At 69.7% G+C, this 26411-nt stretch carries 25 protein-coding genes; 15 read left to right on the top strand and 10 right to left on the bottom strand.

Annotation, left to right across the window (positions count from 1 at the left end; translation table 11 throughout):
• Positions 1 to 536: 536 nt before the first annotated feature.
• Positions 537 to 830, top strand: coding sequence for a YkvA family protein (locus KF708C_RS04035; protein WP_020207061.1), 294 nt, complete (start codon positions 537 to 539; stop codon positions 828 to 830).
• 9 nt (positions 831 to 839) lie between these two features.
• Here the strand turns inward: KF708C_RS04035 and KF708C_RS04030 are convergent, their stop codons facing one another.
• From KF708C_RS04030 to KF708C_RS04015, 4 genes are all read right to left on the bottom strand, one after another.
• Positions 840 to 1814, bottom strand: coding sequence for a quinone oxidoreductase family protein (locus KF708C_RS04030; protein WP_020207062.1), 975 nt, complete (start codon positions 1812 to 1814; stop codon positions 840 to 842).
• A gap of 41 nt (positions 1815 to 1855) precedes the next feature.
• Positions 1856 to 2257: a methylglyoxal synthase gene (locus tag KF708C_RS04025; protein WP_020207063.1), complete on the bottom strand. Its 402-nt coding sequence runs from the start codon at positions 2255 to 2257 to the stop codon at positions 1856 to 1858.
• A 119-nt stretch (positions 2258 to 2376) separates the two neighbouring features.
• The gene (locus KF708C_RS04020; RefSeq protein WP_059410821.1) at positions 2377 to 3165 is read right to left on the bottom strand and encodes an SDR family oxidoreductase; all 789 of its coding nucleotides are present in this window, start codon (positions 3163 to 3165) and stop codon (positions 2377 to 2379) included.
• Positions 3166 to 3233: 68 nt separating this feature from the next.
• Positions 3234 to 4190, bottom strand: coding sequence for a DMT family transporter (locus tag KF708C_RS04015; RefSeq protein ID WP_081651636.1), 957 nt, complete (start codon positions 4188 to 4190; stop codon positions 3234 to 3236).
• Positions 4191 to 4438: 248 nt separating this feature from the next.
• Here KF708C_RS04015 and KF708C_RS04010 point away from each other — a divergent pair, with 248 nt between their 5' ends.
• The 3 genes from KF708C_RS04010 (at position 4439) to KF708C_RS34310 (ending at position 6563) form a co-directional block, all read left to right on the top strand.
• The gene (locus KF708C_RS04010; RefSeq protein WP_082079421.1) at positions 4439 to 5476 is read left to right on the top strand and encodes a Bug family tripartite tricarboxylate transporter substrate binding protein; all 1038 of its coding nucleotides are present in this window, start codon (positions 4439 to 4441) and stop codon (positions 5474 to 5476) included.
• A gap of 148 nt (positions 5477 to 5624) precedes the next feature.
• Positions 5625 to 6275, top strand: a complete 651-nt coding sequence (gene upp / locus KF708C_RS04005; protein ID WP_020201037.1) for a uracil phosphoribosyltransferase — start codon at positions 5625 to 5627, stop codon at positions 6273 to 6275.
• 141 nt (positions 6276 to 6416) lie between these two features.
• Entirely contained in the window at positions 6417 to 6563 is a 147-nt protein-coding gene (locus tag KF708C_RS34310) for a DUF3149 domain-containing protein (protein ID WP_020201036.1), read from the top strand.
• A 44-nt stretch (positions 6564 to 6607) separates the two neighbouring features.
• Here KF708C_RS34310 and KF708C_RS04000 read toward each other — a convergent pair whose 3' ends face one another.
• Positions 6608 to 8143, bottom strand: a complete 1536-nt coding sequence (locus KF708C_RS04000) for a helicase HerA-like C-terminal domain-containing protein (RefSeq protein ID WP_059410820.1) — start codon at positions 8141 to 8143, stop codon at positions 6608 to 6610.
• A 259-nt stretch (positions 8144 to 8402) separates the two neighbouring features.
• Between KF708C_RS04000 and KF708C_RS03995 the strand changes: the two genes are divergently transcribed.
• The 9 genes from KF708C_RS03995 (at position 8403) to KF708C_RS03955 (ending at position 16562) form a co-directional block, all read left to right on the top strand.
• On the top strand, positions 8403 to 9128 hold the full coding sequence (locus tag KF708C_RS03995; RefSeq protein ID WP_020423653.1) for a YebC/PmpR family DNA-binding transcriptional regulator: 726 nt from the start codon (positions 8403 to 8405) through the stop codon (positions 9126 to 9128).
• A gap of 100 nt (positions 9129 to 9228) precedes the next feature.
• A complete protein-coding gene (gene purD / locus KF708C_RS03990) occupies positions 9229 to 10497 on the top strand; it encodes a phosphoribosylamine--glycine ligase (RefSeq protein WP_059410819.1) in 1269 nt (422 codons plus the stop codon).
• Between the two features lie 292 nt (positions 10498 to 10789).
• The gene (gene hemF, locus KF708C_RS03985) at positions 10790 to 11701 is read left to right on the top strand and encodes an oxygen-dependent coproporphyrinogen oxidase (protein WP_059410818.1); all 912 of its coding nucleotides are present in this window, start codon (positions 10790 to 10792) and stop codon (positions 11699 to 11701) included.
• 10 nt (positions 11702 to 11711) lie between these two features.
• Complete coding sequence (locus KF708C_RS03980) at positions 11712 to 12458, top strand: nicotinate-nucleotide adenylyltransferase (RefSeq protein WP_059410817.1); 747 nt, start codon at positions 11712 to 11714, stop codon at positions 12456 to 12458.
• Between the two features lie 13 nt (positions 12459 to 12471).
• Positions 12472 to 13236 (top strand): ribosome silencing factor, encoded by a 765-nt coding sequence (rsfS, locus tag KF708C_RS03975; protein ID WP_059410816.1) that lies wholly within the window; start codon positions 12472 to 12474, stop codon positions 13234 to 13236.
• Positions 13237 to 13258: 22 nt separating this feature from the next.
• Positions 13259 to 13729 carry a 23S rRNA (pseudouridine(1915)-N(3))-methyltransferase RlmH gene (rlmH, locus tag KF708C_RS03970; RefSeq protein WP_020201029.1) on the top strand — a complete coding sequence of 157 codons (471 nt, stop codon included), beginning with the start codon at positions 13259 to 13261 and terminating at the stop codon, positions 13727 to 13729.
• A 130-nt stretch (positions 13730 to 13859) separates the two neighbouring features.
• Positions 13860 to 14462, top strand: coding sequence for a Maf family protein (locus KF708C_RS03965; RefSeq protein WP_059410823.1), 603 nt, complete (start codon positions 13860 to 13862; stop codon positions 14460 to 14462).
• A 123-nt stretch (positions 14463 to 14585) separates the two neighbouring features.
• Positions 14586 to 16052, top strand: a complete 1467-nt coding sequence (gene rng, locus KF708C_RS03960; RefSeq protein WP_029043189.1) for a ribonuclease G — start codon at positions 14586 to 14588, stop codon at positions 16050 to 16052.
• 117 nt (positions 16053 to 16169) lie between these two features.
• Positions 16170 to 16562 (top strand): RcnB family protein, encoded by a 393-nt coding sequence (locus KF708C_RS03955; RefSeq protein WP_059410815.1) that lies wholly within the window; start codon positions 16170 to 16172, stop codon positions 16560 to 16562.
• Between the two features lie 184 nt (positions 16563 to 16746).
• Here KF708C_RS03955 and KF708C_RS03950 read toward each other — a convergent pair whose 3' ends face one another.
• On the bottom strand, positions 16747 to 18123 hold the full coding sequence (locus KF708C_RS03950) for a cytochrome-c peroxidase (protein ID WP_156173719.1): 1377 nt from the start codon (positions 18121 to 18123) through the stop codon (positions 16747 to 16749).
• 293 nt (positions 18124 to 18416) lie between these two features.
• Between KF708C_RS03950 and acpA the strand changes: the two genes are divergently transcribed.
• Both acpA and KF708C_RS03940 read left to right on the top strand, forming a co-directional pair.
• Positions 18417 to 20552, top strand: a complete 2136-nt coding sequence (gene acpA / locus KF708C_RS03945) for an acid phosphatase (RefSeq protein ID WP_059410813.1) — start codon at positions 18417 to 18419, stop codon at positions 20550 to 20552.
• Positions 20553 to 20811: 259 nt separating this feature from the next.
• Positions 20812 to 21336: a hypothetical protein gene (locus KF708C_RS03940; RefSeq protein ID WP_020201023.1), complete on the top strand. Its 525-nt coding sequence runs from the start codon at positions 20812 to 20814 to the stop codon at positions 21334 to 21336.
• A gap of 10 nt (positions 21337 to 21346) precedes the next feature.
• Here KF708C_RS03940 and KF708C_RS03935 read toward each other — a convergent pair whose 3' ends face one another.
• The 4 genes from KF708C_RS03935 to KF708C_RS03920 form a co-directional block, all read right to left on the bottom strand.
• A complete protein-coding gene (locus KF708C_RS03935) occupies positions 21347 to 22564 on the bottom strand; it encodes a cation:proton antiporter (RefSeq protein ID WP_059410812.1) in 1218 nt (405 codons plus the stop codon).
• Between the two features lie 126 nt (positions 22565 to 22690).
• Complete coding sequence (locus tag KF708C_RS03930; RefSeq protein WP_059410811.1) at positions 22691 to 23281, bottom strand: peroxidase-related enzyme; 591 nt, start codon at positions 23279 to 23281, stop codon at positions 22691 to 22693.
• 111 nt (positions 23282 to 23392) lie between these two features.
• Positions 23393 to 25162, bottom strand: a complete 1770-nt coding sequence (gene msbA, locus KF708C_RS03925; RefSeq protein ID WP_020423652.1) for a lipid A export permease/ATP-binding protein MsbA — start codon at positions 25160 to 25162, stop codon at positions 23393 to 23395.
• Positions 25159 to 26409, bottom strand: a complete 1251-nt coding sequence (locus KF708C_RS03920) for an O-antigen ligase family protein (RefSeq protein WP_059410810.1) — start codon at positions 26407 to 26409, stop codon at positions 25159 to 25161. Before KF708C_RS03920 ends, msbA begins: the two co-directional genes overlap by 4 nt.
• Between the last annotated feature and the right edge of the window lie 2 nt (positions 26410 to 26411).

The raw sequence follows: 26411 nt of genomic DNA, 5'->3' as shown, positions 1-26411 counted from the left end.
AATCCCGCACACCCGCGCCGGGTCCACCGCGCCCACCACGAAAACACGAGGGTGCTATGTCGTGGCCGCCAGCACCGGTAACGGTAGATGGCCGAACCAGCAATGCGCTCGCCATCATAGGTCTAACCCCGAAACCACTGCCGCCAGCCAGATCGTGGCCAGCCGAACCGGTAACGGCAGGATGCCAGCAGAACCACAGACCCCACGACGAAACCAGAAACACTAGAAACCCCAACGTTTCTGCCTCTGCCGGCCAGGCAGCCCGCTTTCTTTGCCTACTTTCTTTTCGGGGAAAAGAAAGTAGGTCGCTCCGGGGGAGCGAAAGCCTTTGACTTTGACTTTGACGTCGAATTTGAATCTGAAGTTGACGTTGAAGCACAAGCACACCAACCCGCAAGCCAAGCCAAAACCACAAATAGCAATCCCCGTCACCGGGGAACTTGAACCCCCGCCAACCACCCCAAGCTACTTGCGAGACAAGACCCGCCCTCCAGCTTTATGGCGAATGAATCTCGCTGAGTAAAGGAGCCCCTCTCATGTGGAAACGATTCTCCGCGCTATGGACCCTGCTGCGGCGCGACGGCCGCCTGCTGTGGTTCGCGCTGCGCCATCCGGACGCGCCGCGCTGGCTGCGCCCGGCCAGCTTCGGGCTGGTGCTCTATGCGATCTCGCCGATCGACCTGATCCCGGATTTCATCCTCGGGCTGGGCATCGTCGACGACGTGGTGCTGATTCCGCTGGCGGTGCACTTCATGCTCAAGGCCCTGCCGCCGCATGTGCTGCGGCAGGCCGAGGCGCGCGCCGGCGCCACCACCGTGCGCGCGCGCTAGCCGCCGCGCTCAGGGCAGCAGGATGGTGGTGCCGGTGGTCTTGCGGCCTTCCAGGTCGCGGTGCGCCTGGGCCACGTCGGCCAGCGCGTAGCGCTGGCGCACCTCGATCTTGACCTTGCCGCTGGTGACCATCTCGAACAGGTCGGCCGCCATCGGCTCCAGCAGTTCGCGGTGGACCACGTAGGTCATCAGCGTGGGCCGCGTGAGGCGCAGCGAGCCCTTGTTGCCGAGCACCGAAAGATCGAAGGGCGGCACCGGGCCCGAGGCGTTGCCGAACACCACCATCGTGCCGCGCGGCGCCAGGCAGTCCAGCGAGCCGTTGAAGGTGTCCTTGCCCACCGAGTCGTAGACCGCGGCGACGCCCTTGCCGCCGGTGATCTCCTTGACCCGGTCGACGAACGATTCGCGCGTGTAGACGATGGTGTGGTCGCAGCCGTGCGCGCGCGCCAGCGCCGCCTTCTCGTCGCTGCCGGCGGTGCCGATCACGGTCACGCCGAGCGCCTTGAGCCACTGGCTGGCGATCAGGCCCACGCCGCCCGCGGCCGCGTGCAGCAGCACGGTGTCGCCGGGCTGCGCGCGGTAGCTGTCGCGCACCAGGTATTGCACGGTCAGGCCCTGCAGCATCATCGCCGCGCCCTGCTCGAACGAGATCGCGTCCGGCAGGCGCACCACGATGTCGGCCGGCATCACGCGCACCTGCGCGTAGGCGCCCGTGGGACGGCCCGCGTAGGCCACGCGGTCGCCCACGCCGAGGTGCGTCACGCCCTCGCCCACCGCCTCCACCACGCCGGCGCCTTCCATGCCGATGCCGCCGGGCAGCGGCTGCTTGTACAGGCCGGTGCGGAAATACACGTCGATGTAGTTCAGGCCCACGGCCTCGTGCCGCACGCGGATCTGGCCGGGGCCGGGCTCGCCGACCTCGACATCCACCCACTGCATCACTTCCGGTCCGCCGGTCTCGAAAATACGGATGGCCTTGCTCATGTTGTGCTCCTGTCGTTCTTGCAACCGCGACTTGTGAGGGATCAGGCTTGCGTGCCCGGCTCGGGGTAGAGCCGGCGCAGTTCGGCGACCAGCAGTTCGGCGGTCGCCACGTTGGTCGCGCACGGCACGTTGTGCACGTCGCAGGCGCGCACCAGCGCATTGATGTCGGGCTCGTGCGGCTGCGGCGTCATCGGGTCGCGCAGGAAGATCACCACGCCCACGCGGCCTTCGGCCAGTTGCGCGCCGATCTGCAGGTCGCCGCCCCAGGGGCCGGAGAGCATGCGCGTCACCGTGAGGCCGACCTCGTCGGCCAGGCGCCCGCCGGTGGTGCCGGTGGCCAGCAGTTCGCAGCGCGCGAGGAAATCGCGGTGGCGCTGGGCAAAGGCGACGATGTCGTCTTTCTTGTGGTCGTGCGCGATCAGCGCAATGCGGGGGCAAGTCATCTGCGTCATCCGGGCCAGTCAGGGAAAGGCCGGGCCGGCGCGGCCCGGCGGGAAACACCCCGTGCGCGGCAAGGCCACGCGCGGGGTACGGCAAAACGGGGCAAACGGCGAAAAGCAGCCTAGAACGTGCCCGGGAACGCGCCACCGTCCAGCAGGATGTTCTGGCCGGTCATGTAGGCGGCCTGGCGGCTGCACAGGAAGGCGCAGGTGGCGCCGAACTCGGCCGGCTCGCCGAAGCGGCGGGTCGGGTTCTGCGCGGCGCGGCGCTCGGCCACTTCCTCCACCGTCAGGCCGGCCTTCTTCGCGCCGCCTTCCATCGTCTTGAACAGACGGTCGGTATGGAACGGCCCCGGCAGCAGGTTGTTGACGGTCACGCCGTGCTGCGCCACTTCGCGCGCCAGCCCGGCGACGAAGCCGGTCAGGCCCGAGCGCGCGCCGTTGGACAGGCCGAGCACGTCGATCGGCGCCTTGACCGCGCCGCTGGTGATGTTGATGATGCGGCCCCACTTGCGCGCGATCATGCCGTCCACGGTGGACTTGATCAGCTCGATCGGGGTCAGCATGTTGGCGTCGATCGCGGCCAGCCACGCATCGCGGTCCCAGTCGCGGAAATTGCCCGGCGGCGGGCCACCGGCGTTGTTGACGAGGATGTCCAGGTCGCCGAGCCTGGCGACGGCATCCAGCGCCAGCTTGCGTCCTTCCGGGGTGGTGATGTCGGTGGCCACCGCCACCACGCGCCGGCCGTGGCGCGCGCGCAGGTCCGCCGCCGCCTTCTCCAGCGCCTCGGCGCCGCGCGCCACGATCACCACGTCCACGCCTTCGGCGGCCAGCGCGTCCGCGCAGGCGAAACCGAGGCCCTTGCTGGCGCCGCACACCAGCGCATGCTTGCCGCGCAATCCTAGATCCATCTCGTCGACTCCTTGTTGTGTCATCGAGGCGGCTGCCCGCCCCTGTTGTTGGCCATGCCTTGTGTCTTCTAGCCTGCCCGCGCCGGTTCGCGCCGGCGCGCCGACAGCAAATATATCCCGCCCATGACCAGCGCGCTGCCGGCCAGTTGCACGCCGGTGATCGGCTCGCCCAGCAGCCAGAAGCCGAGGAACAGCGTCGACACCGGGCCCAGCATGCCGGCCTGCGACGCCATCGGCGCGCCGATGCGCGCCACCGCGATCATCGTCAGCGACACCGGCATCACCGTGCACAGCACCGAGTTCACCAGCGACAGCCACATCACGGGCGCCGGCTGCAGCAGCGCCGCCACGGGGCGCCCCAGCACGACATACTGCACGATGCAGCAGGCGGTGGACACGCACATCGCATACGCCACCAGCCGCAGCGAGCCGATGCGCTGCACCAGCTCGCCGGACAGGATCAGGTAGATGCCGTAGGTCAGCGCGCTGCTCAGCACCAGCGCCGCGCCCAGCCAGACCCCGCTGCCGCTCACGTCCAGATCATGCGCGAAAACCAGCACGATGCCTATATACGCGAGCAGCAGCGACAGCCATTGCCTGGGGCTGATGCTGCGCTTGAACACCACGGCGCTGGTCAGCAGCACGAACGACGGCGTGAGGAACAGGATCAGCCGCTCCAGCCCGGCGGTGATGTACTGCAGGCCGAGGAAATCGAGGAAGCTCGACAGGTAGTAGCCGATGAAGCCGAGGAAGACGATGCGGCCGCGGTCGGCCCAGGACAGCGCCGGCAGCCGGCGCGACTGCCACCAGCCGATCGCCATGAACAGCGGCACGGCGAACAGCATGCGCAGCGTGATGACCATGACCGCGTCGACGTCGTAGCGGTACATCAGCTTGGCGACGATGGCCTTGCAGGAAAACAGCACGGCGCCGATGGCGGCCACGGCGAGGCCGCTGCGCTGGGAGGGTGGCTGGGAAGCGGGCTGCGCGGGAGCCGCGATGCGGGAAAGTGGGGATGCGGGCACGGGGGCGGACTGGATGGGACACGCCGCGCGCCGCCGGAGGCGGCTCGGGCAGGACGCGAGCCATTGTATGCGAAAAGAGGCAAAGGCTGCGGACGCCGCCCGCGCCGGGCCGCGGCGGGCGGCAGCGGACGCGGCGGCGCGGGCGCGGACCCGGCCGAGGCGGCGCTGGCAGCCTTCGCCAAACTGCCGTAAGCTCGCCGGTCGGCACGCCCGCCCGCGTGCCGCATAAGAAAAACCAAGGAGCACACATGACGGCAGCATCCCTCTTTCCCTCCCTTTCGCCCGCCGCCGCGCGCGGGCCGGCCGCCGGCCGGCGCCTGCTGGGCGCGGCCGCCATCGCCGCCGCGCTGGCCGGAAGCTGGCTGCCAGGCGTGGCCGGCGCGGCCGGCGACTACCCGTCCAGGCCGATCCGCTTCGTCGTGCCCTACGCCGCCGGCGGCACCACCGACCTGGTGGCGCGCACGGTCGGCCAGCGCATCGGCGAGAAGCTGGGCCAGCCGGTGGTGGTGGAAAACCGCCCGGGCGCCGGCGGCAACATCGGCATGGAGGCGGTGGCCAAGGCCGCGCCGGACGGCTACACCATCGGCTTCGGCGCGATCTCCACCAACGCGCTCAATCCGCACATCTACAAGCACGTGCCGTTCGACCCGCGCAAGGACTTCACCGCGGTGAGCCTGCTGGGCACCTCCACCATCGTGCTGGAAGTCAGCAACGACCTGCCGGTGAAGACGGTGGCCGATCTGGTCGGCTATGCCAAGGCGCATCCCGGCCTGACCTACGCCACGGCGGGCGCCGGCACCTCGATGCACCTGGCCGGCGCGATGTTCTCGCAGATGACGCAGACCGGCCTGGTCCACGTGCCGTACAAGGGCAGCAGCCCGGCCATCAACGACATGCTGGGCGGCCACGTGCAGGTGATGTTCGACAACCTGCCGGCCTCGCTGCCGCACATCCAGGCCGGCAAGCTGCGCGCGCTGGCGGTGGCGGGCAAGACCCGCTCGCCGTCGCTGCCCAACGTGCCGACGCTGGCCGAGGCCGGCCTGGCCGGCTACGCCGTGGAGCCGTGGTTCGGCGTGTACGGCCCGGCCGGCATGCCGGCGCCGGTGGTGCAGGCGCTCAACGCCGCGCTGGTCGAGGCGCTCGGCAATGCCGAGGTGAAGGACAAGCTGGTGCAGGCCGGCTTCAACCCGAAGGGCTCGAGCGCGGCGGAGCTGCAGTCGCTGACGCTGTCCGAGTACGAGAAGTTCGGCAAGGTGGCCAGGAGCGCCAGCATCTCGCTGGACTGACGCGGGCGGGCCGGCCCGCCACGGTGGCGGCGGGCGGCCCGGCATCCATTACAATCCGGCTGCACCGGGCCTCGCGCCCCTTCCCGTGTCCAGCGCACCCGCGCACACCCGCGCGTACCTTCCGCGCCTTTTCTGCCGCCGATCCGCCATGAAGCAAGACCCCCGCTTTCCCAACCTGTACATCCTCGACCACCCGCTGATCCAGCACAAGCTCTCCCACATGCGCGACAAGGAGACCTCCACGCGCACGTTCCGCGAGCTGCTGCGCGAGATCACGCTGCTGATGGGCTACGAGATCACGCGCAGCCTGCCGCTCACCACGCGCCGCATCGAGACGCCGCTGGTCGAGCTGGACGCGCCCGTGATCGCCGGCAAGAAGCTGACCATCGTGCCGGTGCTGCGCGCCGGCGTGGGCATGAGCGACGGCCTGGTCGAGCTGATTCCGTCGGCGCGCATCGGCCACATCGGCGTGTACCGCGACGACCAGCACCGCCCGGTGGAATACCTGGTGCGCCTGCCCGACGTGGAGGACCGCAGCTTCATCCTGTGCGACCCGATGGTGGCGACCGGCTATTCGGCCGCGCACGCGGTCGACGTGCTCAAGCGCCGCGGCGTGAAGGACGAGGCCATCACCTTCGTCGCGCTGGTGGCGGCGCCCGAAGGCGTGGAAGTGTTCCAGAAGGCGCACCCGAACGTGAGGCTGTTCGTGGCCTCGCTGGACAGCCACCTCGATTCGCACGCCTACATCGTGCCGGGCCTCGGCGACGCCGGCGACCGCCTGTTCGGCACCAAGAACTGAGCGCGGGGAGGGGTGCGGGAGGGGCGCGGGCGGCACAGTCTGCACCCGGATTGATCCGCCTCAACGCCCGCGGCCGGGGGTCTGCCTAGACTGGGCAGCGGCACGTCGACCGACGTGCCGCGCCAGACCAGGGAGACTCAGATGGAAGCCTTCAAGATCCTGTTCACCACCGATACCGGGCTGATGAGCCTGGCCGTGATCGCCTTCATCATCGGCATGGGGTGGTTTTTCACGCGCCTGTTCCTGCGCAAGATGCGCGAGGATGCCGAGGCCGCGCGCAAGCGCTGAGCCGACGCGCTGAGCCGGCGCGCCGCCCCGGCGCGGGCGGCGGCCTACTTCTTCTTGCCCCCTCCCAGCAGGCTGCCCAGCACGCCGCGGATCAGTTCGCGGCCGACCTGCGAGCCGACCGTGCGCGCGGCCGACTTGGCCATCGACTCCAGGATGGAGTCGCCGCGCCCGCTCTTGCCGGTGCCCTTGGTCAGGCCGCCGAAGATCTCGCCGGCCTGGTCGAGCCAGCCGCCGCCCTGCGCCGGCGCGTCCTGGCCCGCGGCGGGCGTGCCGGCGGGCGCGCCATTGCCGGCCGTTCCCGTTCCCGCCGCGCGGCCCTTGAGCTTCTCGTAGGCCGACTCGCGGTCGATGGCCTGCTCGTAGGTGCCGGCCACCAGCGACGCGGCCAGCAGTTGCTTGCGCTCGTCGTCGCTGACCGGGCCGATGCGGCTGCCCGGCGCCATCACCCAGGCGCGCTGGGTGACGCCGGGAATGCCCTTGGCGTCGAGCAGCGACACCAGCGCCTCGCCCACGCCGAGCTCGCCGATCACCTTTTCCAGGTCCAGCGCCGGGTTGGCGCGCATGGTGGTGGCCGCCACCTTGACCGCCTTCTGGTCGCGCGGCGTGAACGCGCGCAGCGCGTGCTGCACGCGGTTGCCGAGCTGGCCCAGCACGGTGTCGGGAATGTCCACCGGGTTCTGCGTGACGAAGTACACGCCCACGCCCTTGGAGCGGATCAGGCGCACCACCTGCTCGATCTTGTCGAGCAGCGCCTTGGGCGCGTCGTTGAACAGCAGGTGCGCCTCATCGAAGAAGAACACCAGCTTGGGCTTGTCGAGGTCGCCGGCCTCGGGCAGCTTCTCGAACAGCTCGGACAGCAGCCACAGCAGGAAGGTGGCGTAGAGCTTGGGCGAGCTGAGCAGCTTGTCGGCGGCCAGGATGTTGACCACGCCCTGCCCGTTCTCGGTCTGGATGAAGTCGTCCAGGTTGAGCATGGGCTCGCCGAAGAAGACGTCCGCGCCCTGCGACTCCAGCGCCATCAGGCCGCGCTGGATGGCGCCAACCGAGGCCGTGGAGATGTTGCCGTACTCGGTGGTGAACTGGCCGGCGTTGTCGCCCACGTACTGCAGCATGGCGCGCAGGTCCTTGGCGTCGAGCAGCAGCAGGCCGTTGGCGTCGGCGATGCGGAACACCAGGTTGAGCACGCCCTGCTGGGTGTCGTTGAGCTCCAGCAGGCGCGACAGCAGCAGCGGGCCCATGTGCGAGACCGTGGCGCGCACCGGATGGCCCTTCTGCCCGAACACGTCCCACAGCGTGGTGGGGCAGCCGCCCCACACCGGCTCGGGCAGGCCCAGGTCGTGCAGGCGCGCCTTGAGCTTGTCGGACAGCGCGCCCGGCTGGGAGATGCCGGTCAGGTCACCTTTGACGTCGGCCAGGAATACCGGCACGCCCAGCCGCGAGAATCCCTGCGCCAGGCTTTGCAGCGTCACGGTCTTGCCGGTGCCGGTGGCGCCGGTGATCAGCCCGTGCCGGTTGCCCATCTCGGGCAGCAGGGCGAGTTCGAGTTCTGCGTTCTTGGCAATGAGGATGGGATCGGCCATGATTTCTCTGGTTGGCAGGCGGCGCCCGGGGCGCCGCCGCTTGTCGTTCCCCGCGCGCCGGCGGCTCCCGCCATCGGGGGCCGGCGGCGGCAGGGCCGCGTGATAAAATGCTGGGCTGATTATAGCCAGCCCCCAGGCCGGCTCACAGGCATACGACACCTTCCGCCGGCGCCGCCGGGCCAGCTTGGCCCGCCCGGCGCGGGCGGCGCGCGCCGGCCAAGGCGCGCGCATCAATACGCATTCCGCTTCGGAGAGAATCATGGCCGGTCACTCAAAATGGGCCAATATCAAACACAAGAAGGCCGCCGCTGACGCCAAGCGCGGCAAGGTCTGGACCCGCCTGATCAAGGAAATCACGGTGGCCGCCAAGCTCGGCGGCGGCGACCCCGATTCCAACCCGCGCCTGCGCCTGTCGATGGACAAGGCGATGGACGCGAACATGCCCAAGGACAACATGCAGCGCGCCATCCAGCGCGGCGTGGGCGGCCTCGAAGGCGTGAACTACGAAGAAATCCGCTACGAGGGCTACGGCCTGGCGGGCGCCGCCATCATCGTCGACTGCCTGACCGACAACCGCACCCGCACCGTGGCCGAAGTGCGCCATGCGTTTTCCAAGCACGGCGGCAACATGGGCACGGAAGGCTCGGTGGCCTTCATGTTCACCCACTGCGGCCAGTTCCTGTTCGCCCCCGGCACGCCCGAGGACAAGCTGATGGAAGCCGCGCTGGAAGCCGGCGCCGACGACGTGGTCACCAACGACGACGGCTCGATCGAGGTGCTGTGCCCGCCCAACGATTTCGGCACGGTCAAGGCCGCGCTGGAAGCCGCGGGCTTCAAGGCCGAGCTGGCGGACGTCACCATGAAGCCGCAGAACGAAGTCAGCTTCACCGGCGACGACGCCGCCAAGATGCAGAAGCTGCTCGACGTCCTGGAAAACCTGGACGACGTGCAGGAAGTGTTCACCAACGCGGTGATCGAGGAATAAGCGGGCGTCCGGCAGGAGGCCCGTCCCACGGCGGCAGCGCGGTTCCTGGCGGACCCTCGCTGCCGCTTTTTCGCATGCGAATTTTTTCTGGCAGTGGATCATGAAAGTATTGGTTGTCGGCTCGGGTGGTCGTGAACACGCGCTGGCCTGGAAACTGGCCCAGTCGCCCAAGGTACAGGTGGTGTACGTGGCGCCGGGCAACGGCGGCACCGCGCTCGACAAGCGTCTGCAGAACGTGCCGCTGACCGATCCGGAAGTGCTGGCGGCGTTCGCCGAGCGCGAGGGCGTGAGCTTCACCGTGGTCGGCCCCGAGGCGCCGCTGGCGGCCGGCATCGTCGACATCTTCCGCGCCAAGGGCCTGCGCATCTTCGGGCCGACCCAGGCCGCCGCGCAGCTGGAGTCGTCCAAGGACTTCGCCAAGGCCTTCATGCAGCGCCACGGCATCCCCACCGCCGCCTACCAGACCTTCAACGACGCCGCCGCCGCGCATGCCTACATCGACGCGCAGGGCGCGCCGATCGTCGTCAAGGCCGACGGCCTGGCCGCCGGCAAGGGCGTGGTGGTCGCCACCACGCTGGAAGAAGCGCACGCCGCGGTCGACATGATGCTGGCCGACAACCGCCTCGGCGACGCCGGCGCGCGCGTGGTCATCGAGCAGTTCCTGGCCGGCGAGGAAGCCAGCTTCATCGTGCTGGTGGACGGCAAGAACGTGCTGGCGCTGGCCACCAGCCAGGACCACAAGCGCCTGCTCGACCACGACGCCGGCCCCAACACCGGCGGCATGGGCGCGTACTCGCCGGCCCCGGTGGTCACGCCCGCGCTGCACGCGCGCGTGCTGCGCGAGATCATCCTGCCGACCGTGCGCGGCATGGAGAAGGACGGCATCGTCTACACCGGCTTCCTCTACGCCGGCCTGATGATCGGCGCCGACGGCAGCCTCAAGACGCTGGAATTCAACTGCCGCATGGGCGACCCGGAAACCCAGCCGATCCTGGCGCGCCTGAAGACCGACCTGGTCGACGTGATGGAGCACGCGGTCTCCGGCCGCCTCGACGAGATCGAGCTGGACTGGGACCGCCGCACCGCGCTGGGCGTGGTGATGGCCGCGCACGGCTATCCCGACGCGCCGCGCAAGGGCGACGTCATCACCGGCATCCCGCCCGAGGCCGAGGACAGCATGACCTTCCACGCCGGCACCGCGCTCAAGGACGGCGTGCTGCAGGTCACCGGCGGGCGCGTGCTGTGCGTGGTCGGGCTGGCCGACACGGTCAAGGCGGCGCAGCGCGCGGCCTACGCGGCGGTCGGGCAGATCCATTTCGACGGTATGCAATATCGTACCGACATCGGCTACCGCGCCCTGAAGCGTTAAAGGCGGATAAATCTACTGCGCGGCGCATGGCGGGCCCTGTGGTGCTCGCCGTACCGATGTACGGCTGCGCTCCTCGGACCCGCCATGCGCCGCTCGCTACGATTTCTCCGCTTTTAACGGGACGTCCGGACCGGCGTTTCAGCGTTTCGGCATGCCCCGCGCCAAACATCCGCAAAGCCCCTATTCCGGGCATTCCCGGCGCCAGCCAGTACAATCATGACACCGCCATGACGGCCGGACAGGCGAACCGCCTGCCCGGCCGTCGCCGCACCGGCCCATCCGCCCGCACACCATGATCGATTCCCAGGCAGTCCGTGCCTATCTGCTCGGTCTGCAAGACCGTATCACCGACGCTGTCGCCGCCATCGACGGCCAGCCGTTCGCCACCGATGCCTGGGAGAAGCCGCCCACCGAGCGCCTGCGCGGCAGCGGGCGCACCCGCATCCTGGAAGGCGGCGCCGTGATGGAGCGCGCCGGCGTGGGCTTTTCGCACGTGCGCGGCGACGCGCTGCCGCCGTCGGCCACCGCCAGCCGGCCGGAGCTGGCCGGGCGCGGCTTCGAGGCGCTGGGCGTGTCGCTGGTGTTCCATCCGCGCAACCCCTACGTGCCGACCGTGCACATGAACGTGCGCTGCCTGCTGGCGGTCAAGGACGGCGCCGAGCCGGTGTGGTGGTTCGGCGGCGGCATGGACCTGACGCCGTACTACGGCGACGCCGGCGACTGCGCGCACTTCCACCGCGCCTGCCGCGACGCGCTGGCGCCCTACGGCGCGGATCTCCATCCGCGCTTCAAGCAGTGGTGCGACGAGTATTTCTTCCTCAAGCACCGCGGCGAGCCGCGCGGCATCGGCGGCATCTTCTTCGACGACTTCTCCGCGCTCGGCTTCGAGCGCAGCTTCGCCATGACGCGATCGGTCGGCGACGCCTTCCTCGATGCCTACCTGCCGATCCTGCGCGCGCGCAAGGACCAGCCCTACGGCGCGCGCGAGCGCGACTTCCAGGCCTACCGGCGCGGACGCTACGTGGAGTTCAACCTCGTGTTCGACCGCGGCACGCATTTCGGCCTGCAGTCGGGCGGGCGCAGCGAATCCATCCTGATGTCGATGCCGCCGCAGGCCACCTGGCGCTACGACTGGCAGCCGGAGCCGGGCAGCGCCGAAGCGGCGCTGTACACCGACTTCCTGCCCGTGCGCGACTGGGCCTGACGGCGAGCGTATGGAACACGACAAGACCCGACCAGGCAGCACCGGCGACGGCCAGCGCCCCTACCGCCTCGGCATCCTCGGCGGCACCTTCGACCCGCCGCACAGCGGCCACGTCGCGCTCGCGCGGCTCTGCATCGAGCGGCTCGAACTGGACGAGCTGGTGTGGATCCCGACCGGCCAGTCCTGGCAGAAAGGCGACGACGTCACGCCCGCCGCCGACCGCCTCGCCATGACCGAGCTGGCCGCGGCGGCGCTGGCCGACACGCGCGCGCGCGTGCACGCCAGCCGCATGGAAGTGGACCGCGCCGGCCCCAGCTACACCGTCGACACCGTGCACGAACTGCGCCAGCGCTACGGCCCGCACGCCTCGCTGGCGTGGCTGATGGGCGCCGACCAGTTGCTGCGCCTGCATACCTGGCACGGCTGGCAGGCGCTGTTCGCGGACGTGCATCTGTGCGTGGCCACGCGGCCCGGTTTCGACCTCTCCGAACTCGACGGTCCGGTGCGCCAGGAGCTCGCCGCGCGCCGCGCGCCCACCCACCTGATACAATCCACGCCCTCCGGCCACATGTGGATCGACCAGACGCTCGCCGTCGACCTCTCCTCCACCGCCCTTCGCCAACGCCTGGCCGCCGGACAGCCGGCAGATGACCAACTGCCGCCCGGCGTGGCACACTACATCGCGAGCCGCGGCCTTTACCGGCCTGCCCCGTCGGATCTGCCCGGCGCGGCCCGCCCACAAACCGATCTCAGCTGAACAAGAACGCACCATGGATATTCGCAAACTGCAACGCGCCATCGTCGACGGCCTCGAAGATGTCAAGGCGCAGGACATCAAGGTGTACGACACCACCCACCTGACCGAGCTGTTCGACCGGGTGGTGATCGCCAGCGGGACCTCGAACCGCCAGACCAAGGCGCTGGCCGCCTCGGTGCGCGATACCGTCAAGGGCGCGGGCGGCCACATCGTCGCGGTGGAAGGGCTGGAAACGGGCGAATGGGTGCTGGTCGACTGCGGCGACGCCGTGGTCCACATCATGCAGCCGCAGTTGCGCATGTACTACAACCTCGAGGAAATCTGGGGCGACAAGCCGGTGCGCCTGAAGCTGGCCGCCGCCAAAAAGGGCCTGGCCAAGGCCAGCGAGCCGGTCGACGAGGACGAGGATGAAGACGCGCCGGTGGTCCGCACCGTGCGCCGCGCCAGCAACCTGCGCCCCGCGCTGGCACGCCTGCCCGAAGGCATGAAAGAGCCCTCGCCGCCGCTCGGCCACGAGGACACCGACGCCGACGCCATCGCCGTCAACCGCGCGCCGGCCGTCAAGAAACGCCTGACCAGCAGCCTGGGCTCGGCTCCCGCGCGCAGCGCGCCGGCCAAGTCCGCCGCGCCGCGCAAGAGCGCCGCCGGCACCGGCGCGGCGCGCAAGACCGCGGCGAAGACGCCGGTCAAGACCGCCACCAAGACCGCGGCCAAGGCGCCCGCCAGGACCGCCGCCGCCAAGGCGCCGGCGCGCAAGCGCGCCACCCGTCCGGCCTGAGCCGGCACGGCGTCATCCCGCCATGCAGTTGCTGATCGTGGCCGTCGGCCACAAGATGCCGGGCTGGATCGAGACCGGCTTCGCCGAGTACGCCAAGCGCATGCCGCCCGAGCTGCGCATCGAGCTGCGCGAGATCAAGCCCGAGGCGCGCTCCTCCAGCAATAACGCCGCCACCGTGATGCAGCGCGAGGCGGCCCGCATCGAGGCGGCGCTGCCGCGGCAATGCCGCATCGTGGCGCTGGACGAGCGCGGCCGCGACCTCACCACGGTGCAGCTCGCCGGCCAGTTGACCGACTGGCAGCGCGAGGGCGGCGACGTGGCCTTCCTGATCGGCGGCGCCGACGGCCTCGACCCGGCCCTCAAGGCACGCGCGCAGACCCTGCTGCGGCTGTCCAGCCTGACCCTGCCGCACGGCATGGTGCGCGTGCTGCTGGCCGAGCAGCTGTACCGCGCGTGGTCGGTCACGCAGAACCATCCGTATCACCGCGCCTGACCTGCGCGCCGGTCCCGCGCACCGCCCCCCCGGCCGCATCTGCGGCGATGCAGCACAAGGGTACAATGCGGCCCAAGCGGCGCATGGCGCCTGCCGGATCTTCTCCCACCAGGACTACCCGACCGCCGTGATCCATCCCTTTCTCTACCTTGCCTCCCAGAGCCCGCGCCGGCGCGAGCTGCTGACCCAGCTCGGCGTGGCCTACGAACTGCTGCTGGCCGGCGACGATGAAGACGCCGAAGCGCTCGAAGCGGTGCTGCCCGGCGAAAGCCCCGACGACTACGTGCAGCGCGTGTGCGCGCTCAAGGCCGAGGCCGCGCTGCGCCGCCGCGAGCGGCGCGCCCTGCCCGACGCGCCCATCCTGACCTCCGACACCACGGTCTGCCTGGACGGCGAGATCCTCGGCAAGCCGGACGGCGACGCCGGCGCCGCGCGCATGCTGGCGGCGCTGTCGGGCCGGACCCACCGCGTGCTGACCGCGGTGACGGTGGTCTCCACGCTCGGCCTGCGCCATGCGCTGTCGGTCTCCGACGTCACCTTCCGCGCCATGACCGAGGCCGAGATCGCCGCCTACGTGGCCAGCGGCGAGCCGGCCGGCAAGGCCGGCGCGTACGGCATCCAGGGCCGCGCGGCGGAGTTCGTGGCGCGAATCGCCGGCAGCTATTCGGGTATCATGGGCTTGCCCTTGTTCGAGACGGCTGCCCTGCTCAGACAGGCCCGACTACGGTTCTGAGAACCCGCCACCGACCTTTTCGTCAACCCACGGCATGCACGGCCGTGGCATCGCCCCCGGAGCGCGTGGCGGCATAGTGCGGACAACCATCTGGCCGGCGCGCCGGCACGAGTTTCACCCACCATGACTGAAGACATCCTAGTCAACATCACACCGCAGGAAACGCGCGTGGCCATCGTGCAGCAGGCTGCCGTGCAGGAGCTCCATGTCGAGCGCACGCTTTCGCGCGGGCTGGTCGGCAACATCTACCTGGGCAAGGTCGTGCGCGTGCTGCCGGGCATGCAGTCCGCCTTCATCGACATCGGCCTGGAGCGCGCGGCCTTCCTCCACGTCGCCGACATCTGGCACCCGCGCGACCCCGAGAAGAACGGCAACGCCGCGCCGCTGGCGATCGAGAAAACGCTGTACGAAGGCCAGGCGCTGATGGTGCAGGTGATCAAGGACCCGATCGGCACCAAGGGCGCGCGCCTGTCGACCCAGGTCAGCATCGCCGGGCGCACGCTGGTCTACCTGCCGCAGGACCCGCACATCGGCATCTCCCAGCGCATCGAAGGCGAGGTCGACCGCGAAGCGCTGCGCGCGCGCGTGCAGGGCCTGGTGCCGGCCGACGAGCGCGGCGGCTTCATCGTGCGCACCATCGCCGAGGAATCGAGCGACGAGGAGCTCGGCAACGACATCGCCTACCTGCGCAAGATCTGGGCCTCGATCCGCCAGAACGCCACCAGCCTGCCCGCGCCCAGCCTGCTCTACCAGGACCTGAACCTGGCCCAGCGCGTGCTGCGCGACTTCGTCAGCGACGCCACCAACGTGATCCAGGTGGACTCGCGCGAGAACTACCAGAAGCTGGTCGAGTTCGCCCAGGAATACACGCCCGCGGTGCTGCCGCGCCTGTCGCACTACACCGGCGAGCGCCCCGTCTTCGACCTCTTCAACATCGACGCCGAGATCGAGAAGGCGCTGTCGCGCCGCGTCGACCTCAAGTCCGGCGGCTACCTGATGATCGACCAGACGGAGGCCATGACCACCATCGACGTCAACACCGGGGGCTACGTCGGCGCGCGCAACTTCGACGACACCATCTTCAAGACCAACCTGGAGGCGGCGCACACCATCGCGCGCCAGCTGCGGCTGCGCAACCTGGGCGGCATCATCATCATCGATTTCATCGACATGGAGAACGCCGAGCACCGCGACGCCGTGCTGTCCGAGCTCAAGCGCGCGCTCGCGCGCGACCGCACCCGCATCACCGTCAACAGCTTCTCCCAGCTCGGGCTGGTCGAGATGACCCGCAAGCGCACGCGCGAATCGCTCGCGCACGTGCTGTGCGAGCAGTGCCCGGTGTGCCAGGGCAAGGGCCAGGTCAAGACGCCGCGCACGGTGTGCTACGACATCCTGCGCGAGATCATGCGCGAGTCGCGCCAGTTCAACCCGCGCGAATTCCGCATCCTCGGCTCGCAGCACGTGATCGACCTGTTTCTCGAGGAAGAAAGCCAGCACCTCGCCATGCTCGGCGACTTCATCGGCAAGCCGATCTCGCTGCAGGTGGAATCGACGTTCCACCAGGAGCAGTACGACATCATCCTGATGTGAGCCCGGCGTGCGGCGCCCGCCTCCCGGAATGGAAGAATTGGTAACAGTTGTGCCGGGCGATCCACGCTAGACTGATCCGCAAGCCCTTCCTGAACAGGGCTCTTCGGAGAAGAAACGATGAAAAAGACCAAGGTGGTCGCCAGCATGCTGCTGGCCGCTTTCGCGATGACTTCGGTCGCCGGGTTCGCCCAGGGCCATGACGACCGCAGGGGCCCGCCGCCGGGCCGGTACGATCACGATCACGATCACGGCCACGGGCCCGCGCATGGCCGCGGCCCGGACCGCGGTCCCGACCGTGGCCCCGAGGGGTATCGCCCGCCGCCGGGCGGCTGGCACAAGGGCGAGCGGATTCCGATGGAATACCGCGACCGCCAGTACGTGGTCGACAACTGGCGCGAGCATCGCCTGTCCGCGCCGCCGCGCGGCTACCAGTGGGTCGGCGTGGGCGGCGACTACTTCCTGATCGGCGTGGCCACCGGCGTGGTGCTCCAGACCCTCATCGGCCACTGAGCGCCGCATCGCCACGGGTCGGCGGGCGGGGCCTGCGACGGGACGAGGCGCCGCCAGCCGACCAGCCGCCGGACCGCGCCATGCGGCCGGCGGGCATCAACCTCGATTGCCATGCGCGGCCCGGCCACGGCCGCGTCATGCGCAGCCCTTGCGCCGCCTCGGTGCGCAGCCCAGATAGCCTGCCTCAACGCGCCGCCGCCACCTTGGCCGGCGCCGGCACCGCGTAACCATCCGTCAGCGTCTTCAGGAACGCGATCACGTCGCGGATCTCGGCGTCGCTCATCGCCGGCTTGCCGCCGGCCTTGCCGCCGAACGGCGCTTCCATGTTGACGTTGTCGTGGTACTGCGCGGGCAGGTCGTCGAACTTGTCGACGCCGCCGCCGGGCTTGCGCGGATACCAGCGGCCCGGGTTGGTGTCGCGCTCCGCGTAGAAATGCAGCACCGCTTCCAGCGAATGGAACATGCCGTTGTGGAAGAACGTGCGGCGCAGCGCCACGTTGCGCAGCGACGGCGTGCGGAACAGCCCGCAGTATTCGCCTCGCTCCTTGAGGTCGGTACGGTCGGGGCCGCACAGACCCATGTCGAAGAAGGCCGGGTCCGCGTTGCTCGCGAGCTTGCGGTTGCGCGGCACGCCCAGCGCGATGAAGCCGAAGTCCGTGAACGCCGGGAACGCGCCCTCGCGGATGCTGCCCGGGTGGCAGGCGGCGCAATTGCCCTTGTCCGGATCGTTGAACACGCGCAGCCCGCGCGTTTCCTGCGGGGTCAGCGCCGCCTGGCCGCGCAGCACGGCGTCGTACTTGCTGGTGTACGGATAGAACTCGGCCGGCGTTTCCTGGAAGACCTCGAGCGCCATCACGATGGCCTGGTAGGCGGTGCCTTCGTCGTCGAGGATGTCCTTGCCGAACACCTGGCGGAAGGTGTCCGCATGCGGGCCCGAGCGGATGCGCGCGACCACCGCGCCCGGCGTGCCGTTGGCCATCTCGTGCGCGGACAGCAGCGGCGCGCCGGCCTGCTCGTGCGTCGACGCGGCGCGGCCGTCCCAGTCGTGGCCGCCGGTCGGCCCCTGGTCGACCGAGTCGTCGCCGTCGTTCTCGTGGAAGTGCTCGGCGAACGGCGGCACGTTCTGCACATAGCGCAGCGACGGCGCGGCGCGCGTGCCCGGGTGCCGCATGTCGGTGCCGCCCAGTTGCACGGACAGGTCGTTGGGCGGCCCGTAGGCATGCGTGGGGCTGTGGCAGCTCGCGCAGGCCTGCTGGCCCGATGCCGACAGCGCCGGATCGAAGAACAGCGCCCTGCCGAGCGCGCCCAGCGCCGGAATCGACGGATGGCGCTCGGCCATCATCGCGTAGAACGCCTTGGGTGCGGCCTTGGAAGCCGGGGCCGGCGCGCTGGCCGCCACCGGCATGCTGGCCGCGCTGGCCGCCACCGCCGGCGGCGCGTCCTGCCCGCCGCACGCGCCCAGCAAGGCCACCGCCAGCACCAGCGCCCCGCCACCCGCGGCACGCCTCCACGCCTGCGGTGAAGGCAACGAGATATTCAACGGCAAGGGCGGCGGCAGCATGGAGGCGAAGCGCGAAATCGTGGAAGTCGTGAGGGGGCGGCGCAGGCGCGAGGCGTCGGCATTCGCGCCCGGAAGGCTTGCCACACTAGCGCACGCGGATGACAGCCGCGTGTCAGTCACCAGACCGACTTGTGCGGCGCTGACCGCCGCCGGCACGCGAAGTTCCCCGCTGTGCAGCACCATCATCAATTTGACACGGACGCGCGCCACACTCCCGCCTCATGGAAAACACCGGCCTTTTTTGCCTCGGCAGCCATTTCTTGTCCCCTCAAACGCATAGAAGAGGAAAACCCATGCGTCGCGCATTTCGACTCTTTCCGCTGGCAGCACTAGCCGCTGCCGCCATGACCGCCTGCGGCGGCAGCGACTCCGTCAGCCCGACGCCGGCCACGCCGGCCGCCACCACCTCCGGCGTAGTGACCGGCAGCTACTTCGAGCACGCCAAGGTCTGCATCGACGCCAACAACAACGCCAAGTGCGACAGCGGCGAAGCCAGCACCTTCACCGACGCGCAAGGCGCCTACACGCTCACCGGCAGCGGGGCCGTGGTGGCCGAGATCGGCACCGACGCCTTCCGCAACGACGGCAGCGCGCACAACGCAGTGACCCGCCCGCTGGTCTTCCGCGCACCGGCGGCGGCCAACGGCGTGCTCAGCGCCATCTCGACCGAGCTGGCCGCGCTGATGGACGGCAACGGCGGCGACCTCAACGCGGCCAAGACGCAACTGGCCACCCGCCTCGGCGTGGCCGCGGACAAGCTGCTGGAAGACCACAACAAGGAAACCGACAGCAAGATCAAGACCACGCTGCAGGCCGAGATCGACCAGACCATCGACCTGATCGCCGACGCCGTGGCCGCTGGTGGCGACATCGGCAAGGCCATCGGCGACGGCGTGGCCAAGCGCCTGGCGCTGAACAACATCCAGACCGTGGTGGTGATCTACGCGGAAAACCGTGGCTTCGACACCCTGTACGGCCTGTTCCCGGGCGCCAACGGCATCCCCGGCGCGAACCCGACGTCGGACGGCAAGATCGAGCCGCAGAAGGACTTCGACAACAGCGCGCTGTCCTCGCTGCCGCCGACCTGGGGCGGCTTCACCGCCACCGGCCAGACCGTCACGATCCCGCAGGCCAACACGGTCGGCTGGGCCAACAAGCCGTTCCGCATCGACGACCCGGCCGGCGTGCAGAACACCAGCACGGTGGTGGACCAGACCGTCATCACGCGCGACCTGGTGCACCGCTTCTACAACAACCAGATGCAGATCAACGGCGGCAAGAACGACAAGTTCGCGGCCTACTCCGACGCCGGCGGCCTGTCGATGGGCTACTACGACGGCAGCAAGATGGCCCTGTGGAAGGTCGCCCAGAACTACACGCTGGCCGACAACTTCTACATGGGTGCGTTCGGCGGCTCGTTCCTGAACCACCAGTACCTGGTCTGCGCCTGCGCGCCGCAATACCCGAACGCGGACACCTCGCCGGCCAGCGGCTCGATCTCCGCCATCGACACCGATGCCAACGGCAATTTCGTGCGCCTCACGCCGGCCGCCGCGGCGCCGGCCAGCGTCCTGACCGGTGCTGCCACCTACAAGAACGACAGCACGCTGACGCCGAAGGACAAGACGGGCATGTACTACGCCGTCAACACCATGCAGCCGGCCTACCAGCCGAGCGGCAACGCGCCGGCGGCCAGCGGCAACGCGGCCTATGCCGACCCGAGCAAGGCCACCACGCTGCCGCCGCAGACGCAGGCCACCATCGGCGACCTGCTCGACGCGCGCGGCGTCAACTGGGCCTGGTATGCAGGCGCCTGGTCCAAGGTGACGGCCGACCGCACGCTGATCAACAACGGCCAGGCCGTGCCCAACTTCCAGACGCACCACCAGCCGTTCAACTTCTACGCCAAGCTGGACCCGGTCGCCAACGCCAGCTACCGCGGCGCGCACCTGAAGGACTTCGACTCGCAGTTCCTGCAGGACGCCGCCGCCGGCAAGCTGCCCGCCGTCACGTTCTACAAGCCGCAGGGCAACCTGAACCAGCACGCCGGCTACGCCAACGTGGCCGACGGCGATGCCCACATCGCCAGCGTGATCAGCCAGCTCCAGCAAAGCCCGCAGTGGAAGAACATGCTGATCGTCGTGACCTACGACGAAAACGGCGGCTTCTTCGACCACGCCGCGGTGCCGAAGGGCGACGTGTGGGGCCCGGGCACGCGCATCCCGGCGATCATCGTGTCGCCGTTCGCCAAGAAGGGCTTCATCGACCATACCCAGTACGACACCGCCTCCATCCTGCGCTTCATCACGCACCGCTACGCCCTGCCGACGCTGCCGGGCCTGAAGCAGCGCGACGATGCGCTGCTGGCCAACAAGGGCAAGGCGATGGGCGACCTGAGCAACGCGCTCGACTTCTCCGCGGCCAAGTAAGCCCACGCCCGGCACCGCGTCGCCAGATGCGGCGCCGGGCGCGCGCAGGCCCGCAAATGAAAAACCCCGCGCCGGCAACGGCGCGGGGTTTTTGCTTTTCGTTGCGCGGCGCGGCAACGCCGGCGGCGGCCTCCGATGCCTGCCGCACGCAGGCGCCGTGCTTTCCCCTCGCCTTCCTTTGCGCATCCGCTATAACTACAGGTAGAGGTGGGCGCGGCCAGCCCGACGGCCGCGCGGGCACCGGGCGCAAGGAGTAGCCATGAAAAACACGCGCTTGCCTGCGTGGGTGCCGGTCGCCGCGCTGTCGGTTGCCGCGCTGACGGCCTGTACCGTGACCTTGCCGCCGCCCTCCCCGCCCGCCGCGCGCGCGCCCGAGCCGCGCCCCTCGGCCGCCGGCGCCGCGCGCGAGCGCGCCACGCCGATACCGCCGCGCGACATCGACCTCGCCGGCAGCTGCCAGCGCACCGAAGACGATGGTTTCCGCGAGGACGCGCACATGCGCGTGGCGAGCAACGACGTGCGCAGCCTCACCTGGACCCTGTGGGTCGGCCGGCGCGGCTCCTGCCATTTCGACCTGGCCGAGTTCCGCCAGACCCGCAAGACCCCGCACATCGAACTGCGCGCGCTCGACGACAGCGGCTGCACACTGATGGTGTGGCAGGACCCGCGCCGCGTGACGCTGGCCCATGCCCATTGCGAGAAGCATTGCACGCCGGGGATCTACGAGCAGGCGTGGCCGGTCCTGTTCGACCCGCGCAGCGGCGCGTGCGCGGAGGCGCGCTAGCGCGCCCGGCTCAGGCGGCGCCGCGCAGCCCGGAAGCGGCGCGCGTCAGCGGCTTGGCCAGCACCGTGGTGGCCAGCGCCATCAGCAGCAGCCCCGAGAACGCCGTCTGGCCGATCAGCCCGGCCTCGAACAGGATGCCCAGCACCACCACTTCCATCAGCCCCTTGGTCTGCACCAGCGCGCCCAGCATCCATGCCTCGCGCCGCGGCAGGCCGGCCAGGCGCGCGGGCAGCGCGGTGCCGGCCACCTTGCCGGCGACCGCCACCAGCGTGCTGAGCGCGAACACGAGCAGCGTGTCGTACCCGCCGATGGCGATGTCGGTGCGCAGCCCGGTCATCAGGAAGAAGAACGGCATCAGCACCACCACCGTGGTCGGCTCGAGCTGGCGCCGCAGGTCGGCCGCCGCCTCGCGCGGCAGCGCCACGCCGGCCAGGAAGCCGCCCAGGATGTAGTGCAGCCCGATCGATTCGGAGACCAGCGCGGAGCCGAAGATCAGCACCGCGACCAGCGCCAGCCGCGCGTCGTTGCCCTGCATGCGCGGCAGCAGGCGCGCCAGCGCCGGGCGCACCAGCCACAGCATGGCGCCGACGTAGAGCGCGCCGCACAGCGCCAGGCGCAGGAAGTCGCCGGCCGACGAGCGGCCCGCGCTGGCGAGGATGACCGAGAGCACCAGCCAGATCGCCGCGTCGCTGAACGCGGAGCAGCCCAGCGCGAGCTGGCCGGGCACCGAGTCGGACAACTTCATCTCGCGCAGGATGGCGCCCAGCACCGGCAGCGCGGTCACTGCCATCGACACGCCCACGGCAAAGGCGAACTGCCAGGCCGAGGCCGCCGGCCCGACCACCGCCGGCGCCGCATGCGCCAGCCACGCGCCGGCCGCGGTGCCGAGCGCGAACGGCGCCAGCACGCAGCCCAGCGCCGCCGCCGTGGCGATGCGCCGCATGCCCGGCTGCCCGGCGCCGCCGATGTGCAGGCCCGAGAGGAAAGCGAACAGCACCACCGCCAGCCATTGCAGGCCCGACAGCGCCGACAGCTGCGCGGCGCCGAACAGCGCCTGCCAGCCCCGCGGCCACAAGGTGCCCAGCAGCGACGGCCCGAGCAGGATGCCGCCCACGATCTGCATGGCGACCAGCGGCACGATGCTGCCGATGCGCAGTCCGCGCCACAGGACGAAGGGCGTGCCCACCACCAGGCAGGCCTGGGCGAAGAAGAGCGAGACAGGATTCAAGATGGAAGGCGCCGTGCCGGTCGGGCAGGACGAACAGAAGTTGGTGGATCGAGGCAACGGGAGCCGGAGACCACGCCACGCGCGGCCCCGGCAGCGGGCGAATCAGCGAATCAGCGAACGAGCGCGCTATTTTGCCTTGGGCACGCGCCCCATCAGGTAGAACTCGTCGTTCGGGCGCATGCCGATGGTGTTGGCCATGCGGTTGGACAGGCCGAAGAACGCCGTGATGGCGGCGATGTCCCAGGCGTCCTCGTCGCTGAAGCCATGCGCGCGCAGCGCGGCGAAATCGGCTTCGTCGACCTCGTGCGAGGCCTGGCAGACCTTGAGCGCGAAATCGAGCATGGCGCGCTGGCGCGGCGTGATGTCGGCCTTGCGGTAGTTGACCGCGACCTGGTCGGCCAGCGCCGGCTGCTTCTCGTAGATGCGCAGGATGGCGCCGTGCGCCACCACGCAGTACAAGCACTGGTTGGCGCCCGAGGTCGCCACCACGATCATCTCGCGCTCGCCCTTGGTCAGGCCGCCCTCCTTGAGCATGAGCGCGTCGTGGTAGGCGAAGAACGCGCGGAACTCGTCGGGCCGGTGAGCCAGCGTGAGGAACACGTTGGGAACGAAGCCGGCCTTGTCCTGGACCTCCAGGATGCGCGCGCGGATGTCGTCGGGCAAATTGACGAGCGCGGGCACGGGATAGCGGCTGATCGGGGAAACGGGCTGGCTCATGTCATCCTCTCGGCTGTGGTTTGCCTGCCATTCTAGCCAAGTCGGCCGGCGGCACCGGCAAACCCCGGCGGGAGGATGTGGCGCCGCCTGCCCGCGGCGCCGGCGCCGCGCTCAGTGCGTGGCGAACTGGATCTTGTGCAGCCCGGCGTAGAGCCCCTCGGCCGACAGCAGCTCCTCGTGGCTGCCGTGCTCGGCCACGCGCCCGTGGTCCAGCACCACGATGCGGTCGGCGTTCTCGATGGTGGACAGGCGGTGCGCGATCACCAGCGTGGTGCGGCCGACCATCAGCGCCTCCAGCGCGGCCTGGACCTGGCGCTCCGACTCCGAATCCAGCGCCGAGGTGGCCTCGTCGAGGATCAGGATCGGCGCGTCCTTGTAGATCGCGCGCGCGATCGCCAGCCGCTGGCGCTGGCCGCCCGACAGCTTCATGCCGTTGTCGCCGATATTGGTCTCGAGGCCCTGCGGCAGGCCCTTGACCATGTCGGTCAGGTAGGCCGCCGCCAGCGCGCGCTCGACGCGCGCGATGTCGATGTCCTGCGCGTCGTGCACGCCGTAGGCAACGTTGGCCGCCACGGTGCCGTTGAACAGCACCACGTCCTGGCTGACGAAGGCGATCTGGGTGCGCAGGTCCTTGAGCGTGAACACGTCGATCGGCTGGCCGTCGAGCAGGATGCGGCCCTCGGTCGGGTCGAAGAAGCGCGGCACCAGGTTGACCAGCGTGGTCTTGCCGCTGCCCGACGGCCCCACCAGCGCCACCACCTCGCCCGCGCTGGCGTGGAAACTGACCTTGTCCAGCGCCGGCCGGCCGGCGTCGCCGTAGCGGAAGCTCACCTTGTCGAACACCAGGTCGCCGCGCGCGCGCGCCAGCGGCAGGCCGCCCTCCTGGCGCTCGACCGGCTCGTCGATCAGGCCGAAGATCATCTCGGCCGCGGTCAGGCCGCGCTGCAGCGGCTGGTTGAGGTCGGTCAGGTGCTTGAGCGGCGAGATCAGCAGCAGCATCGCCATCACGAAGCCGGTGAAGCTGCCCACCGTGGTCTGGTTGGACTGCGACTGGATCATGGCGATGGTCAGGATCACCGACAGCGCCAGCGAGGCCAGGAAGGCCGTGACCGGCTGGTTCAGCCCGCCCGCCACCGCCATGCGCATCGAATAGCCGCGCAGGCGCTCGGCCATCGCGGCGAAGCGCCGGGTCTCGTACTGTTCGCCGCCGTGCAGCTTGACCACCTTGTAGCCGCCCACCGCTTCCTCGACCACGTAGGCCGCGCTGTTGGTCAGCGCCTGGTGGTCGCGGTTCAGGCGGCGCAGGCGCCGGTTGACCTTGGACATCACGAAGCCGATCACCGGCAGGATCACCGCCACCACCAGCGTCAGCCGCCAGTTGGTGTAGAACAGGTAGACCAGCAGCGCCAGCACCGTCAGCGAATCGCGCACCAGCGTGATCAGCACGCCGGTCAGGATCTGCATGACCTGGTTGACCTCGAAGATCACCGCGTTGATGAGCGACGCCGCGGTATTGCGGTGGAAGAACAGCGCCGGCGCGTGCAGCATGCGCTCGAACATCTGCATGCGCATCTTCAGCAGCACGCGGTTGGAGATCAGGCTCAGCAGGTAGCCGGAGGCGAACTGCGCCACGCCGCGGATCAGCGCCACGCCGGTCAGCAGCGCCGGCACGTGCCAGAGCTTGCCGACGTAGGCGCCGCCGAACCCCTTGTCGAGCAGGTCGTTGACGACCTTGGGGATCAAGCCTTCCGCACCCGCCACCACCGCCATCGCGATGATGGCGACGACGAAGACGCGCATCTCCGGACGCAGGTAGGCCCAGACGCGCTTCAGGGTATCGGCCTCGCGGCCGTGGGGGGCGTGTTGTTCTCGAACGTTCACAGGTTCTCCACCCCGCCGGCGCGGGGATGTCTTGCTTGTAGGGCAGCCAGGCCGAGCAGCAGCCCGACGATGCCGGCGTAGAACACGATGTTGGCCTGGTGCGCCATCGTCACCTGGGTCAGGCCGCTGATCAGGCTGGCCAGGACCACGCCGATGCCGGACGCGCTGAGGCTGACGCCAAGCCCGTTGGCGTTGCGGCAACTGGTGCGGAACAGCCGCCAGAACAGCATGCCCGGCACGAAAAACAAACCCAGCAGCGCCAACACCCCGGGCACGCCCATCGTGGCGGCCGCCTCGAATATGTCATTGTGCGCGTGCTCGAGCCGGCAGATCGGCGACGGGTGTTGCCGGCAGAACTCGGAAGCGCGCAGGACCCGGGCAAACTGCCCCACGCCGACGCCCATCCACGGATGGACACGAACCGAATCGATGGCGATCTCCCAGATCTTCAGGCGTGCGCCGACCGAAGTCTCGTTGTCGCCGTGCTGAAATCCCTTGATCTCGGTGCGGACCTGATCGACACGCTGCTCGACCGGACTGCTCGGCACGAGGTACAGGCCGATGCCCAGCAGCCCGATCAGCGAGATCGCAGTGACGAAGCGCCACGGCTTCAGGCCGGGGTAGCGCACCAGCAGCAGCGGCAGCATGGTGACGAGCAGCGCCAGCAGCGCGCCCCGCGTGCCGTTCAGGGCCAGGATGGCGATGGCCAGCGCCAGGTTGAGCCAGGCCACCACATGCGCGCGCCGATCGGTGCCCGGCCTCACGAATCCGATGATGCCCAGCGCCGCCACCATGTTGGCGAACGCGATGGCCTGGGTCCAGGCCGCCGGGCGCGGCTCCTGCAGGACAAAGTACTGGTACGCCACGATGGCGAAGCCAGCCGCCAGGGCGATCGTGATGCCTCGCCAAAGCACGCGCGGGTCGGGCGCGGTGTGCAGGATGACCAGGCAAGCCAGCAGCGCCAACAGGCTCCGGGAGGGATTATCAATCACGTTCCACGGCACGCCGAAGACCAGCTTCGAGCCCAGGTAGACGATCGTCAGGGCTAGAATAGCGAGCCCCAGCGGATACAGCACACCGCGCCCCTCGGACCAGGTAGTGCGGATGCCATGCCCGCTCCACAGCGCGAGTCCTACCACGCCGGCGAGGAAGATCCCGGCCCCTTTGGGGATGCACAGCACCAGGATCGGAAATGCCAGGACGAGGACATTGGCAAATGAAGTCGGCTTTATCGCACGAAACACCATAA

Origin of the sequence: Cupriavidus basilensis (genome assembly GCF_000876015.1) — a bacterium.
Taxonomy (GTDB): domain Bacteria; phylum Pseudomonadota; class Gammaproteobacteria; order Burkholderiales; family Burkholderiaceae; genus Cupriavidus; species Cupriavidus basilensis_B.
This window is presented reverse-complemented; position numbering and strand designations above follow the sequence as displayed.

What these genes read in the sequence shown, in the direction of transcription:
- KF708C_RS04035 (WP_020207061.1), top strand. Translation starts at nt 537, where the DNA reads ATGTGGAAACGATTCTCCGCGCTATGGACCCTGCTGCGGCGCGACGGC.
- KF708C_RS04030 (WP_020207062.1), bottom strand. Translation starts at nt 1,814, where the DNA reads ATGAGCAAGGCCATCCGTATTTTCGAGACCGGCGGACCGGAAGTGATG.
- KF708C_RS04025 (WP_020207063.1), bottom strand. Translation starts at nt 2,257, where the DNA reads ATGACTTGCCCCCGCATTGCGCTGATCGCGCACGACCACAAGAAAGAC.
- KF708C_RS04020 (WP_059410821.1), bottom strand. Translation starts at nt 3,165, where the DNA reads ATGGATCTAGGATTGCGCGGCAAGCATGCGCTGGTGTGCGGCGCCAGC.
- KF708C_RS04010 (WP_082079421.1), top strand. Translation starts at nt 4,439, where the DNA reads ATGACGGCAGCATCCCTCTTTCCCTCCCTTTCGCCCGCCGCCGCGCGC.
- upp (WP_020201037.1), top strand. Translation starts at nt 5,625, where the DNA reads ATGAAGCAAGACCCCCGCTTTCCCAACCTGTACATCCTCGACCACCCG.
- KF708C_RS34310 (WP_020201036.1), top strand. Translation starts at nt 6,417, where the DNA reads ATGGAAGCCTTCAAGATCCTGTTCACCACCGATACCGGGCTGATGAGC.
- KF708C_RS04000 (WP_059410820.1), bottom strand. Translation starts at nt 8,143, where the DNA reads ATGGCCGATCCCATCCTCATTGCCAAGAACGCAGAACTCGAACTCGCC.
- KF708C_RS03995 (WP_020423653.1), top strand. Translation starts at nt 8,403, where the DNA reads ATGGCCGGTCACTCAAAATGGGCCAATATCAAACACAAGAAGGCCGCC.
- purD (WP_059410819.1), top strand. Translation starts at nt 9,229, where the DNA reads ATGAAAGTATTGGTTGTCGGCTCGGGTGGTCGTGAACACGCGCTGGCC.
- hemF (WP_059410818.1), top strand. Translation starts at nt 10,790, where the DNA reads ATGATCGATTCCCAGGCAGTCCGTGCCTATCTGCTCGGTCTGCAAGAC.
- KF708C_RS03980 (WP_059410817.1), top strand. Translation starts at nt 11,712, where the DNA reads ATGGAACACGACAAGACCCGACCAGGCAGCACCGGCGACGGCCAGCGC.
- rsfS (WP_059410816.1), top strand. Translation starts at nt 12,472, where the DNA reads ATGGATATTCGCAAACTGCAACGCGCCATCGTCGACGGCCTCGAAGAT.
- rlmH (WP_020201029.1), top strand. Translation starts at nt 13,259, where the DNA reads ATGCAGTTGCTGATCGTGGCCGTCGGCCACAAGATGCCGGGCTGGATC.
- rng (WP_029043189.1), top strand. Translation starts at nt 14,586, where the DNA reads ATGACTGAAGACATCCTAGTCAACATCACACCGCAGGAAACGCGCGTG.
- KF708C_RS03955 (WP_059410815.1), top strand. Translation starts at nt 16,170, where the DNA reads ATGAAAAAGACCAAGGTGGTCGCCAGCATGCTGCTGGCCGCTTTCGCG.
- KF708C_RS03950 (WP_156173719.1), bottom strand. Translation starts at nt 18,123, where the DNA reads ATGCTGCCGCCGCCCTTGCCGTTGAATATCTCGTTGCCTTCACCGCAG.
- acpA (WP_059410813.1), top strand. Translation starts at nt 18,417, where the DNA reads ATGCGTCGCGCATTTCGACTCTTTCCGCTGGCAGCACTAGCCGCTGCC.
- KF708C_RS03940 (WP_020201023.1), top strand. Translation starts at nt 20,812, where the DNA reads ATGAAAAACACGCGCTTGCCTGCGTGGGTGCCGGTCGCCGCGCTGTCG.
- KF708C_RS03930 (WP_059410811.1), bottom strand. Translation starts at nt 23,281, where the DNA reads ATGAGCCAGCCCGTTTCCCCGATCAGCCGCTATCCCGTGCCCGCGCTC.
- KF708C_RS03920 (WP_059410810.1), bottom strand. Translation starts at nt 26,409, where the DNA reads ATGGTGTTTCGTGCGATAAAGCCGACTTCATTTGCCAATGTCCTCGTC.